This is a genomic window from Halomonas sp. AOP30-A1-24 (assembly GCF_052378165.1).
GTDB classification, from domain to species: domain Bacteria; phylum Pseudomonadota; class Gammaproteobacteria; order Pseudomonadales; family Halomonadaceae; genus Vreelandella; species Vreelandella citrativorans.
On sequence record NZ_JBQSXL010000001.1, the window covers coordinates 178,743 to 191,389 of the forward strand.

At 55.6% G+C, this 12,647-nt stretch carries 13 protein-coding genes; 4 read left to right on the forward strand and 9 right to left on the reverse strand.

Annotated elements, in window-relative coordinates; translation table 11 throughout:
* Position 1 precedes the first annotated feature (1 nt).
* Positions 2-1,219, forward strand: coding sequence for a beta-ketoacyl-ACP synthase I (gene fabB, locus ACT3TJ_RS00870; protein ID WP_193053662.1), 1,218 nt, complete (start codon positions 2-4; stop codon positions 1,217-1,219).
* Between the two features lie 116 nt (positions 1,220-1,335).
* Here the strand turns inward: fabB and ACT3TJ_RS00875 are convergent, their stop codons facing one another.
* From ACT3TJ_RS00875 to ACT3TJ_RS00890, 4 genes are all read right to left on the reverse strand, one after another.
* Complete coding sequence (locus ACT3TJ_RS00875; RefSeq protein WP_172117742.1) at positions 1,336-2,079, reverse strand: lysophospholipid acyltransferase family protein; 744 nt, start codon at positions 2,077-2,079, stop codon at positions 1,336-1,338.
* The gene (locus ACT3TJ_RS00880; RefSeq protein ID WP_193053663.1) at positions 2,076-2,966 is read right to left on the reverse strand and encodes a sugar nucleotide-binding protein; all 891 of its coding nucleotides are present in this window, start codon (positions 2,964-2,966) and stop codon (positions 2,076-2,078) included. The genes ACT3TJ_RS00875 and ACT3TJ_RS00880 overlap by 4 nt, the downstream gene beginning before the upstream one ends.
* A 51-nt stretch (positions 2,967-3,017) precedes the next feature.
* Positions 3,018-3,698 (reverse strand): single-stranded DNA-binding protein, encoded by a 681-nt coding sequence (locus ACT3TJ_RS00885; protein WP_444665430.1) that lies wholly within the window; start codon positions 3,696-3,698, stop codon positions 3,018-3,020.
* Positions 3,699-3,800: 102 nt separating this feature from the next.
* Positions 3,801-5,177: an MFS transporter gene (locus ACT3TJ_RS00890; RefSeq protein ID WP_172117745.1), complete on the reverse strand. Its 1,377-nt coding sequence runs from the start codon at positions 5,175-5,177 to the stop codon at positions 3,801-3,803.
* 169 nt (positions 5,178-5,346) lie between these two features.
* On the opposite strand from ACT3TJ_RS00890, the gene uvrA reads away from it, so the two are divergent.
* The 3 genes from uvrA (at position 5,347) to ACT3TJ_RS00905 (ending at position 9,782) form a co-directional block, all read left to right on the forward strand.
* Positions 5,347-8,190: an excinuclease ABC subunit UvrA gene (uvrA, locus tag ACT3TJ_RS00895; protein WP_193053665.1), complete on the forward strand. Its 2,844-nt coding sequence runs from the start codon at positions 5,347-5,349 to the stop codon at positions 8,188-8,190.
* Positions 8,191-8,361: 171 nt separating this feature from the next.
* Complete coding sequence (locus ACT3TJ_RS00900; protein WP_193053666.1) at positions 8,362-9,105, forward strand: Crp/Fnr family transcriptional regulator; 744 nt, start codon at positions 8,362-8,364, stop codon at positions 9,103-9,105.
* Between the two features lie 131 nt (positions 9,106-9,236).
* Entirely contained in the window at positions 9,237-9,782 is a 546-nt protein-coding gene (locus tag ACT3TJ_RS00905) for a hypothetical protein (protein ID WP_193053667.1), read from the forward strand.
* Here the strand turns inward: ACT3TJ_RS00905 and ACT3TJ_RS00910 are convergent.
* The 5 genes from ACT3TJ_RS00910 to ACT3TJ_RS00930 are packed head-to-tail and all read right to left on the reverse strand — an operon-like array spanning position 9,759 to position 12,641.
* Positions 9,759-9,950, reverse strand: coding sequence for a hypothetical protein (locus ACT3TJ_RS00910; protein WP_193053668.1), 192 nt, complete (start codon positions 9,948-9,950; stop codon positions 9,759-9,761). The two genes, ACT3TJ_RS00905 and ACT3TJ_RS00910, sit on opposite strands and share 24 nt — an antisense overlap.
* A 23-nt stretch (positions 9,951-9,973) precedes the next feature.
* On the reverse strand, positions 9,974-10,645 hold the full coding sequence (locus ACT3TJ_RS00915) for an OmpA/MotB family protein (protein ID WP_193053669.1): 672 nt from the start codon (positions 10,643-10,645) through the stop codon (positions 9,974-9,976).
* Between the two features lie 4 nt (positions 10,646-10,649).
* Entirely contained in the window at positions 10,650-11,468 is an 819-nt protein-coding gene (locus ACT3TJ_RS00920) for a motility protein A (protein ID WP_087109028.1), read from the reverse strand.
* Between the two features lie 43 nt (positions 11,469-11,511).
* Positions 11,512-12,213, reverse strand: a complete 702-nt coding sequence (locus ACT3TJ_RS00925; RefSeq protein ID WP_087109031.1) for an RNA polymerase sigma factor FliA — start codon at positions 12,211-12,213, stop codon at positions 11,512-11,514.
* 26 nt (positions 12,214-12,239) lie between these two features.
* Positions 12,240-12,641, reverse strand: a complete 402-nt coding sequence (locus tag ACT3TJ_RS00930) for a flagellar protein FlhE (protein ID WP_193053670.1) — start codon at positions 12,639-12,641, stop codon at positions 12,240-12,242.
* Positions 12,642-12,647: the final 6 nt, after the last annotated feature.

Genomic DNA, 12,647 nt, shown 5'->3' on the forward strand with positions numbered 1-12,647 from the left:
CATGCGACGAGTGGTAGTCACCGGCCTTGGCATTGTGTCGTGCTTAGGCAACGACCAGCAACAGGTCCTGGACGCTCTCCAAAACGGGCGCAGCGGTATTCGTTTTAAGGAAGAGTACGCTGAACGTGGCTTTCGTAGCCATGTTGCGGGCAGTGTCGATATCGATCTGGACCCCCTTATCGACCGTAAACTGCGCCGCTTTATGGGCGATGCTGCAGCGTATGCCTATGTATCCATGGCTCAGGCCATTGAAGACTCAGGGCTTTCCGAAGAACAGGTTTCCAACGAACGTACCGGCCTTATTGCAGGCTCCGGCGGCGCTTCTAGTGCTAATCAGGTCGAAGCGGCTGACGCCATGCGTGAGAAAGGCTTGCGCCGCGTTGGCCCTTACCGCGTTACCCGCACAATGGGCAGCACGGTCTCAGCCTGTTTAGCAACTCCGTTTAAAATCAAAGGCGTAAACTACTCAATCTCATCTGCCTGTGCCACCTCGGCACACTGTATCGGCAGCGCGATGGAGCAGATTCAGCTCGGCAAGCAGGACGTGGTTTTTGCCGGCGGCGGTGAAGAGGAGCACTGGACCCTCTCGTGCCTGTTTGATGCCATGGGAGCGCTCTCTACCCATTACAACGATACGCCTGAAAAAGCCTCGCGCCCCTACGACCAAGCGCGCGATGGCTTTGTTATCGCTGGCGGCGGTGGCATGCTGGTATTAGAAGAGCTGGAGCATGCCAAGGCCCGCGGCGCTAAAATATATGGCGAGCTGGTAGGCTATGGCGCCACCTCTGACGGCCATGACATGGTCGCGCCTTCCGGCGAAGGCGCGGTGCGCTGCATGCATCAGGCAATGGCGACCGTGGAAGGCGATATTGACTACATCAATACTCACGGCACCTCAACGTCTGTTGGCGATGTAGCTGAGCTAAAAGCGGTACGTGCCGTGTTTGGCAACTCCACGCCTGCGATGAGCTCAACCAAGTCGCTGACGGGCCACTCTCTGGGCGCTACCGGTGTTCAGGAAGCCATCTACTCACTGCTGATGATGCAACACAACTTTGTTGCCGCCTCTGCCAATGTTGAACACCTCGACGAGCAGGCAGACGGCTTTGATATTGTGACAACACGGCGTGACGATGTGGCGCTTGAACGCATCCTGTCGAATAGTTTTGGTTTTGGCGGCACTAATGCCTGCCTGGTCTTCCAGCGCTATAACGGCTGAGCAATGCCTTAATGGCTGACGAGTTGTTGCAGTAATAAAACGGCGCCTTATCAAGGCGCCGTTTTTGCTGTTAGCGTTTGTCGCTATTCATGGCGAGCTACCCGCCCTTTATCGGCTCAAGGTCTTTGGCTAGTCGACGGGCGCGGCACCTCTGAAATCTCCTGCAACTGCGCCTCTATCCAGGCTTCAACGTCGGCCAGTACCTCATCAGGTGTGCGCCCTTCGGTCTCAATTGGCGGACCAATGCGTACCCGCAGCACCCCAGGCTGCTTCACCCAGTGGCGCCCAGGCCAGCGTTCGCCTGCGTTATGTGCGATTGGTAGCACCGGCACACCCGCGCGGCAAGCCACCACGCTGCCGCTCTTGTTATAGCGCTTACGCACACCGGGGTCGACTCGCGTTCCTTCCGGGAAAATCAGCACTGAAAGACCCGTTCCTAGCCGCTCCACACCTTGCGTCAGCACCTGTTTCAAGGCACGCGCGGGCTTGGAACGGTCCAGGCTAATCGGTTTTAGCAGGCGCAATCCCCAGCCAAAAATCGGGATATGCAGAAGCTCCTGCTTAAGCACCGTGCATACCGGCGGCTTCATGACTTGAAGAAAAACCGTTTCCCACTCGCACTGATGGTTCGCCTGAATCACACAAGGCCCATCCGGAATACGCTCGCGCCCCTGAATATCGTAGCGAACCCCACAGGCTAGTTGAAACCAGGCCACTAAAAAGTGGTTATACAGGTTCAACAGCCGGTAGCGGCCTGCCAACGGTAAAAAAGGGGCGATGGGTAGAAACAGCACGCCAATAATCAGCATGGCAAGAAAGTACCCGGCATAAAACACCAGGCTACGAACCACATTGGTCAAACGGACTCTCCTGTACTAGCGTCTTGCTGGCCATCACGCGTTAAACACCAGGCATCCAGCATACGCCCCACCTCTAGCCGCCACGGCTTTTGATGCACACCAAAGACATCCAGCACCCGGCGACAATTTAAAACACGCCGCAGTTTTGCATCGTGATGATGATTAAGGGCCGTGACTTCGCCAAGCTCAATTTGCTCACCACGGCCTTCCAGATGCGTTGCCAACTGAGTACGCACCATGGAGCTAAACGTAAACACACTGACAGGTTCAGTGCCTGCCAAATGGTAGGCCCCCCACGCGTTGGCGCCACACGCCTGCTGCTGAAGCATGCCTACCAGTGCCATAGCGACCGCATCGGCTGACGTTGGGCAACACACGACATCTTCTGCGGCCCGCACACTTTGCCCTGTCACCAGGCTATCCAGCATTTCATTCAACCAGGCGTGGCTACCTTCAAGCGCAAACAAGGGACCCAGACGAATGATCAGATGGTGATGGTGCTCGGCCCGAATACGGTCACCCGTGGCAACCAGACGCCGCAAACACTCATCACGCGGAGTCGGTACTACGTGCTCGTCGATAGGCTCATCAAAGCCATCCTCATAGAGCTGGTCTGAAACACACCACACCAGCGGCACCGACTGCGCAAGACATGCCTCCAGGCAGCTGTCAACCGCGTCGGCATGTGCGCCTACCTCGGCGGGTGTCATGTTCAGCGGCTGCGCCAGCGCTGGAATAACCACCGCATCCGGGGCAATCTCGTGTAACTGCGCCGCCGTTATGGTGGTGTCCTGCTCAATCACCAGCTCCATATCCGCACGACGGCTTACTTCCCGGGCCAGTGCCAAACTTAAGCAGTGCCCGGAATTCAGTATTAGCAGTTTCAAGACAGACCCCTTCTATCAACGAACATAGCGTAATGGGCTTGATCAGCCGCTTTAGAACGGGATTTCGTCGTCGAAATCGTCAAAGCTACCCGGATCAGGCGCGCCATAGTTGCTGTTCTGTTGGCCTTGCTGGGGGGCAGTATTTCCCTGGTGAGCGGGCTGGGCCTGCTGGGGCGCAGGTTGGGGGCGAGGAGCCTGCTGACCACCCTGCTGAGGATTGCCCTGGCCCTGGTTGCCCGGGTTGTTATTGCCATACCCTTGGCCGCCAAAGTTATTGCCCTGTGGAGCACCACCTTGCTGGGGATATCCCCCTTGAGGCGCCGCGCCTTGAGCCATGCCGCCCTGGTTACCAGGGTAATTATTCTGCGATGCACCGCCACCCTGGAAGTCGCCGGAACGGCCATCCAGCATCTGCATATCGTTGGCAACGATTTCAGTGCTGTAACGATCCTGGCCGTTTTGATCCTGCCATTTACGGGTTTGCAAGCGCCCTTCGATATAGACCTTGGAGCCTTTTTTCAAATACTGCTGGGCAATTTCAGCCGTCTTATTAAACAGCACGATCCGGTGCCACTCAGTACGCTCCTGGCGCTGGCCGCTTTGGCGGTCCATCCACGTATCAGAGGTGGCCAGATTCAAGTTGGCCACTGCCGTACCGCTGGGCGTAAAGCGCACCTCAGGATCTTGCCCGAGGTTACCGATCAGAATCACTTTGTTGATACCGCGAGCCATAAGGCGCTCCTTCCATTGTGTTACGTATAGATAAACATCGACGCGATCATGCCTACACTGCCGATACCACTGATTATTGCCTGCGGCTGGCAGCCAGCCGCATTAAGATTTGGGGGGAATCAGCCTGGCCAGTGCCGCCCTATCAAGCTGCTGACGATTCACTTTTAAATAGACCAGATGTTCTTCGGGCACCAGCATGACATCTTCGACGCCCACAACCTCTGCCAGCCGCTCCATCAATACATCCAGCGTATCTGGCAGCGCGTCATTTAAGTCCACCACCTCGCTGGAGAGCGGCGGTGGTGAGGGCATTTTCCACATCGCAAGCCACCATAGCAGAGCCAGTGCCGCACAGCCGATAAAAACGGCATCAAGGCCCCACACATTCGCCAATAGCCCTCCCAGCGTACCGCCCAGAAAAGCCCCTAAAAACTGGCTTGTAGAGTACACGCCCATGGCGGTGCCTTTAGCGCCAGCGGGAGCAAGCTTACTGAGCATTGATGGCAGCGTCGCTTCCAGCAGATTAAAACCGGTAAAGAAAATAAACAGCCCAACAAACAGCCAGTGCCCATGAGAGAACGACGACCCAAGCCCGCCCAGGCTTACCGTAATGGCGCCAATAGCCAACAGGCATACGACTTTAATCTGCTGCTTTTTCTCGGCCACTATCATGAGCGGCACCATGGCAACAAATGAAAGCCCCATAATGCCCAGGTACGCCAAACCGTGATGCGCCAGCGGTATGCCGGCTTCCTGCAACCGAAAGGGCACCGCGACAAAAATAGCCATCAGCACCAGATGTAGTGTAAAAATCGACAGGTCCAGACGCCACAGATCAGGGCGCATAATCACACTTTTAACCTGCTGACGATCCATCCCCACATCACGGTGGCGCAGCCGCCGAGGAGCGGGCGGCACCCAGCGCCACAGAACGACTAGCCCTAAAAGGGTTAGCAGCGCGGTAAACCAGAACACGCCGGAAAGCCCCGCCCATGAGGCAAGCCAAGGGCCCACGACCATGGCAATACCAAACGAGATGCCAATCGACAGCCCGATGGTCGCCATTGCCGCCGTACGCACCTGTTCGCGCGTTTGGTCGGCAAGCAGTGCCATGATGGCCGCCGCCACCGCACCACCGCCCTGCAAGGCTCGCCCAATAATAACCCCTCCGATGGAGTCGGCCATCGCGGCCACCACACTGCCTATGGCGAAAACAAGCAGCCCAAAGGCGATAACCCGTTTACGCCCAATGCGGTCGGACAGCCAACCAAAGGGGATTTGCAGTATGGCCTGGGTAAGCCCATAAACACCTAATGCAAAGCCCACCAGCAAGGGTGTCGCCCCTTCAAGCGCGTCGGCATACAGCGCCAGCACCGGCAACACCATGAAAAGCCCCAACATACGAGACGCATAAAGCCCAGCCAAGCCGCTGATTGCACGACGCTCAGAGGCCATTAGCAGTGCGGAAACCTTGCGCATAATGCCCTTGTGTATGGTGGATAAGGTAATTTTCTCGGATAACCCCCCATTCTAGCGGTTTGCAACCACGCTGGAAACGCCGTCCTGCGTTAACGGATAACAAAGCGTTTTTGCCGAGAGGGGGTGGCAAACGTATAATTACTTTTTTGCCGCGCGAGTCGAGGTGTTGATGGACAGCATTCTGGTCAGGGGTGCACGCACCCACAACCTCAAGCAGATCGATGTGGAACTGCCCCGCGACAAGCTGATTGTGATTACCGGCCTATCCGGTTCGGGAAAATCGTCGCTGGCGTTCGATACGCTGTATGCCGAAGGGCAGCGACGCTATGTAGAGTCGCTCTCTACCTATGCGCGCCAGTTCCTGTCGATGATGGAGAAACCCGATGTGGATCACATCGCGGGACTTTCGCCTGCAATCTCCATTGAGCAGAAATCCACCTCTCACAACCCGCGCTCAACCGTGGGTACCATCACCGAAATATACGACTATCTGCGCTTGCTGTTTGCCCGTGCGGGCACCCCACGCTGCCCAGAACACGGCGAAGAGCTTGAAGCCCAAACCATTTCACAGATGGTCGACCAGGTAATGAATCTGGCCGAGGGCACCAAGCTAATGCTGTTGGCACCTGTGGTTAAAGGCCGCAAGGGAGAACACTTACAGCTGCTTGCCGAGCTTCGCGCTCAAGGGTTTGTGCGTGCGTTAATCGACGGCCAAGTGCTGGAACTTGACGATATCGCACCGCTGGATAAACGTAAAAAGCACGACATCAGCGTTGTGGTTGATCGTTTCAAAGTGCGCGACGATATCGCCCAGCGCCTGGCAGAATCTTTTGAGACGGCCATCAATCTCGCCGATGGCACCGCCATGATTCATTTTATGGACGGCGAGCAGGAAGACATGGCGTTTTCATCACGCTTTGCCTGCCCGGTCTGCGGCTATTCTCTGTCAGAACTTGAACCCCGAATGTTCTCGTTCAACAACCCTGCGGGTGCCTGCCCGACCTGTGATGGTTTAGGCATACAGCAGTATTTTGACCCTGAAAAGCTGATTAGCCATCCTGAGCTCTCGTTAGCAGAAGGCGTGATTAAAGGCTGGGATCGGCGCAATATTTATTATTTCACTCAGTTACAAGCGCTCGCCAAGCACTATCAGTTTGAGCTGGAAACGCCCTGGAAAGATTTGGCGCGTCACGAACGTGACATCATTCTTAGCGGCAGCGGTGATGAACAGATTCCCTTTGCCTATGTAGGCGACCGGGGGCGCAAGGTCACTCGCGAGCATGCCTTTGAGGGTGTGCTGCCCAATATGCAGCGCCGTTATCGGGAAACCGAGTCCAACATGGTGCGCGAAGACCTGGCCAAGTACATCGCCCTGCAGCCCTGCGCCACGTGTCACGGTACGCGATTGCGCAAAGAGTCGCGTCATGTGTTTGTGGATGACCGTAATATCGCCGACGTAGTGCGCACACCGATTGGCGAGGCGCAGCGTTACTTTGCAACGCTTAGCCTGCCTGGCCGCAAAGGTGAAATTGCCGACAAAATTGTTCACGAGATCCAGGCCCGCCTGGAGTTTCTGGTTAACGTGGGGCTTGATTACCTGAACCTTGAGCGTAGCGCCGACACCCTTTCCGGCGGCGAAGCCCAGCGGATTCGCCTGGCAAGCCAGATTGGCGCGGGGTTGGTGGGTGTCATGTACATTCTTGATGAACCCTCCATTGGCTTGCACCAGCGCGACAACGACCGGCTATTAAAGACCCTGGAGCGCCTGCGCGACTTGGGCAACACCGTGATTGTGGTAGAGCATGACGAAGATGCCATTCGCGCCGCTGACCACGTATTGGACATTGGCCCAGGCGCCGGTGTGCACGGTGGCGAGATTGTCGCCCAGGGCACGCCTCAGGACGTTATGGACAACCCCAACTCGCTGACCGGCCAGTACTTAACCGGCACCCGCGAGATCAGCGTGCCGCCCTACCGTATTCCCGGCAACCCCGAAAAACAGCTGGTGCTACGCGGTGCCACTGGCAATAACCTGCAGGATGTAACGCTCAGCCTGCCACTGGGGCTGTTCATTGCAATTACCGGCGTATCCGGGTCGGGTAAATCCACACTGATCAACGGCACGCTAATGCCGATTGCCGCGCGGGAGCTGAATCGCGCAACAACCTTGACGGCTGCGCCTTACGAGAAAATCGAAGGGCTCGATCAGCTTGATAAAGTGATCGATATTGATCAAAGCCCAATTGGCCGCACACCACGCTCCAACCCCGCCACCTATACCGGCATTTTCACACCTATCCGTGAGCTGTTTGCCGGTACCCAGGAAGCTCGCTCGCGTGGCTACAAGCCAGGCCGCTTTAGCTTCAACGTTAAGGGCGGGCGCTGCGAGGCGTGCCAGGGCGAAGGCATGATTAAGGTCGAGATGCACTTTTTGCCGGATATCTATGTGCCGTGTGACGTTTGTAAAGGCAAGCGCTATAACCGCGAGACGTTGGATATCCACTACAAGGGTAAAACGATCCACGAAGTGTTGGAGATGACGGTTGAGGATGCGCTTGAGTTCTTTAGCCCGGTACCGGCGATCGCGCGCCGCCTGCAAACGTTACTGGATGTAGGGCTTTCCTACATCCGCTTGGGCCAGAGCGCCACCACACTGTCAGGTGGCGAGGCGCAGCGGGTCAAACTTGCTCGTGAGCTTGCCAAACGTGACACCGGCAAGACGCTGTATATCCTGGATGAACCTACAACCGGGCTTCATTTTGAAGATATTCGTCAGCTACTGACCGTATTGCATCGTTTGCGCGACCACGGCAATACCATCGTGGTCATCGAGCACAACCTGGATGTGATCAAGACGGCTGACTGGATTGTCGACCTGGGCCCGGAAGGCGGTTCCGGCGGCGGGCAAATCATCGCCGAAGGCACGCCGGAACAGATCGTCAAGCAGCACGTTTCACATACCGGACGCTTTCTCTCTCCGCTACTTGAACGCGGCAACCGCGCCGCTTCGTAATCGGGCGTTTCAGGGTGGGCATGCGCCCACCCTGAACGTGATTTTATGCCATAATTTAGCCGATTCGCCCCTGTATCAAGGTCATCGGGCAGTGCAGTGCGCGATTAATTGCTTATCGTCATTCGCCAAATAACTTGATATTTGTTAGGCAACACTCATGGAGATCAAGCTGTGAGCGAAGATCAAAGCTGCATTCTTCACCACTTCAGCCACTACTGCTCATTAAGCACGGCAGATAAAGCCCTGTTAGCGTCCCTGGAAGAGAGCCCTACGGATATCACAGCGGGCTCACTGCTATGGGAACTCGGTGATCCGGCTGGCGAATTTTGCACCTTGAAAAGTGGTTGGGCCTACTCCTATCGCCACCTTGAAAACGGTGATCGACAGATTCTGGAAATTTATTTGCCTGGCGATATTATTGGCCTGCGTGAGTTCGCGTTTTCGCAACGTCTGGAAAGTGTTCGCATGATTACCGATGGCGTAATCTGTCATTTTCCGCACAAACGCCTGCTTGACGTATTTCGTCAGTCGGTGCCACTAACCTCGGTGGTATTTGCGATCACCAGCCGTCACCAGGCACTGCTCACCGAACGACTAGTAACGCTTGCCCGACGCAGTGCTCGGCAAAAAACAGCGCACTTCCTGTACGAAATGTATTTGAGACTGCGCCAGACCAATAGCCATACCGACGGGCAGCTTCGACTCCCGCTCTCTCAAGAGCAGCTAGCTGACATTCTGGGCTTAAGCCCTGTACATGTTAGCCGCACCTTTAGCTTGCTGAGCGAAGAAGGTCTGGTATTTCGTGATCGTCACAACGTTACGATTCCTGATCTTCAAGCACTGGCGGCAGTCGGCGAGTTTGATGACTGTTATCTTAATGACGACGTTAGGCCATTATTCGAACTTTCTGCCTAGTGGCCATTACCACTACCATTACCACGTGCTGCCACGGGCGGTAGTGGTTTATAGAAAGCACCCGGCGCCTTTGCTGCGGGCAAACCCGTCATAAACGCTGGGCTTTTCTTACCCAACCTTGATGTGCTGACATGACACCCTATTCAACAGCCTTGGCAAGCGCCACCCTTCTACTTATTGCACCGTTAACACAGGCGGCGAACTTTAATATGGAGGACATACAGTCGCATGGCCAGTGGCAATCAATGGCGTTAACGCTGGGTAATGAGCACCACTTTCGCGCCGTTGAAACCCATAGTTATTCCGACGCGACACTCAGCCTGAATGCCACCCAAAACGTGTGTGATTTACCGTGGCTTGAAGTGCGTGTCACGCTGGAGGAGCAGCAAGGCGAAAGTAAAACCGTCAACCTGGTGCCGACCCGGCTGCGTATCGATGAGCAGCCCGCGGTCGATACCATGGCAGAATTCATCACCGAGCGAGGCGATAACGGCTTTTACGTACACTTTTATCTTGCTGATATGCAGACGCTAATGCACCAGATGGAACAAGGCGAGCAACTTTTCCTGGGGTTTGATCGAGGCGAACAGCCCCCCTGGTACATGACGTTTCAGCTTGAAGGCGCCGATCAAGCGATTGAGCGCATGCAAACGCTATGTGAAACCGCGTCGCCCTGAAAGTCGCTGGATTAAACGCGTCCCCAGCAATTGGGTTAACGTTACCGATTGGCGTGAGAGTCCCATCAGCGCGGCCAGATTTGTACTGGTCGCCTGGATGCGCCGACGATCGACATCAAGCACCAACAGGGCAGCATACGACTGCAGCAGAAGGGGATGCTTAGGCACAACCCCAGCCTTGAGCAGTCCACTCACCCTTCTGGCTGTTGTCGTAACAACAGTTCAACGCGCCGGTTAGCAGCTCGCCCTTCAGGTGTTGCGTTGCTCTCCATAGGTTGAGTATCCGCATAACCAACGGCCCGCATTCGAGAAATCGCTATGCCCTGACCTTCCAGGTGGCGCATAACGGCAATCGCACGTCCGGCGGAGAGTTCCCAGTTGGAAGGGAACCGAGTGGTCGCAATAGGAAGATTGTCAGTATGTCCTTCAACGGAAACCTGACCATCAAAGGCCGCGAACACATCGACAAGACTTTCTATCACCTCTTGGCCTAGAGAGGTTAGCACTGCCTCGCCACTGGGAAATAAAAGGCTATCATCAATGCGTAGCGTTACGCCCTCCTGGCCCTGCGATACGCTGACGCCGGGAATATCCAATGCCGCCATCTGGGGCTGCAACCCGCTATGGCGCGGGTGAATACCGGTGGCAAGCGTTGCCAAGGGCAGTGAGCTAATCACGCTGGCCATGGACGCTTCCTCACCCTCAAGTGCTTCATTACCACCGGGGGGAGCCAAAGCCAGCAACAAAACAAACAGCGTAATCAGCAGGGTGAGCACGTCCAGATAACTGGTCAGCCAGCTCTCATCGCTTTCACCCTGCCCGGCGGGAAGCTCCAGCGCATGGCGCGTATTGTTATCCAGCATCGCCTTAGCCCTTTGCCGTCGCGCTTGGTGTATCAGGCCGGGGCTTTATAGTGGCATCGCGAATCTCATCGTTATAGTTGGCGATAAATGAATTGAGCGTTTCCTCAATAAAAGAGGGCAGGCGGCGCTTGGTGATCAGTGAAATACCTTCCAGCACCATGTTCATGGTAATCAGGCGCTCTTCTGTACGTCGTTCTAGCTTCACCGCGATGGGTTTAAACACCAGATTCGCCAGCAAAATACCGTAGAAGGTGGTGAGCAGCGCCACCGCCATACGGGGGCCAATGACATCCAGGTCACCGGCATCCATGACTTCCAGCATATTAACCAATCCCACCAGCGTGCCAATCATGCCAAACGCTGGCGCATAGGTCGCCATGGTGCGAAAAATCTGGGCTTCTGCGTGCTCGCGAGCCTTGAGCCGGGCAATCCGCCAACGCAGCATGTCGAAGATCTCATCTTCTTTGGTATTGGCAATGACTAACTGAATACCGGTACGTAAAAACGGATTGCGCGTATGCTCCAACTCTTGTTCGACTGCACGCACATCGCCTTTAAACCATAGCCGGGACATGGCGACCAGCTCGTTGATATCGTCGCGTATATAGGTATTTTCACGCCGAAAGACAAGCCCTACCAAGCGTACAACGCGTAACACCTCTTTTAGCGGATAGCTTATAAAAGTAGCGGCCAGAGTACCGGTTATAACAATCGCCAGGCCCGGCAGATTGATAAAACTTTCAGGGGACTCCGCAGTAAAGAACAGCACGCTTACTAGCAGCAGCATACTGGCGAATATACCTATCAACGTGGACGGGTTCATCAACGGCTCCTCGCCGGTTATTGTGAGTTAACGTATCGGTTGTTTAGGCTGAATCATGCAACCGGGCACGCAGACGGCTAATGGCTTGGCTATGCAACTGAGACACACGCGACTCGGTCACGCCCAGCACGGCGCCCACTTCTTTTAAATTCAGCTCTTCCTGGTAATAAAGTGCCATGAGCAGTTTCTCGCGCTCTGGCAACGCCTCAATGGCAGCAACCAATGTTTGGCGCTGCTGCTCATCCAGCAGCTTTTCAAACGGCAAGTTGCTCACATCAAAACTTACCGGCTCACCACCATCGGCAACCAACTCTTCAAACGGCAATAGCTGACCGCTATTGGTGTCGTTGAGCAGCTGTTGGTAATCACCCAGCGGCATCTCAAGCGCCAAGGCAATTTCACTCTCTTCCGGCGAGCGCCCGAGCTGCTGCTCTAGCCGCCGGATCGCGTCGTCCACAGCGCGCGCAGCGCGGCGCACGCTGCGTGGCAACCAATCCCGCGTACGCAGTTCATCGACCATCGCCCCACGGATACGCTGGCTGGCAAACGTCGCAAAGCTGGCACCATGAGCGGCATCAAAACGGCCCAGTGCTTCTAAAAGCCCTACCGTGCCCGCCTGAATAAGATCATCAAGTTCAATACTGGCTGGCAACCTGACCTGCAGTGTTAAGGCATGACGTCTTACCAGTGGCATGTATTGTGTGAATAGCTCGCCTTGCTTGATTCTGCCTTGTGCTGTGTACATCTTTTTGCCTCGCGGCTATACAACTTTTACTGATAGTTCACAATGACTTGCAGACCCTGAACACGAACAGGCCGCTGTCCAGGCAGTAACTTAAAACGAAACTGCAAAGGAGCACTTACCTGCCTTCCCGCCAGCTCGGTGACCGTTCCGCGCCCTCCCGAGAGAGCCACACACTGCTCCGGATGGCATAGCCATGCGTTGATAGCGCTGCCCGGCGGCGCCTCAAGCTGCCAGTGTATCCGATCAATCACACGATTGTGCACCTGTACAGAATCGGGTGGCGTCATTGACTGGCTACGGGTTTCCCGGTCACTCATGGCCACCATCACGCCCGGCACCGAGGTGCTCCAGCTGCCCGCCGCCTGAGCGCTACCGATGAGACCTATCAACCCGCAAACACCCATCATCTTGAATAGCTTGCTTAACATGTCGAA

What these genes read in the sequence shown, in the direction of transcription:
- fabB (WP_193053662.1), top strand. Translation starts at nt 2, where the DNA reads ATGCGACGAGTGGTAGTCACCGGCCTTGGCATTGTGTCGTGCTTAGGC.
- ACT3TJ_RS00885 (WP_444665430.1), bottom strand. Translation starts at nt 3,698, where the DNA reads ATGGCTCGCGGTATCAACAAAGTGATTCTGATCGGTAACCTCGGGCAA.
- ACT3TJ_RS00890 (WP_172117745.1), bottom strand. Translation starts at nt 5,177, where the DNA reads ATGCGCAAGGTTTCCGCACTGCTAATGGCCTCTGAGCGTCGTGCAATC.
- uvrA (WP_193053665.1), top strand. Translation starts at nt 5,347, where the DNA reads ATGGACAGCATTCTGGTCAGGGGTGCACGCACCCACAACCTCAAGCAG.
- ACT3TJ_RS00905 (WP_193053667.1), top strand. Translation starts at nt 9,237, where the DNA reads ATGACACCCTATTCAACAGCCTTGGCAAGCGCCACCCTTCTACTTATT.
- ACT3TJ_RS00915 (WP_193053669.1), bottom strand. Translation starts at nt 10,645, where the DNA reads ATGCTGGATAACAATACGCGCCATGCGCTGGAGCTTCCCGCCGGGCAG.
- ACT3TJ_RS00920 (WP_087109028.1), bottom strand. Translation starts at nt 11,468, where the DNA reads ATGAACCCGTCCACGTTGATAGGTATATTCGCCAGTATGCTGCTGCTA.
- ACT3TJ_RS00925 (WP_087109031.1), bottom strand. Translation starts at nt 12,213, where the DNA reads ATGTACACAGCACAAGGCAGAATCAAGCAAGGCGAGCTATTCACACAA.
- ACT3TJ_RS00930 (WP_193053670.1), bottom strand. Translation starts at nt 12,641, where the DNA reads ATGTTAAGCAAGCTATTCAAGATGATGGGTGTTTGCGGGTTGATAGGT.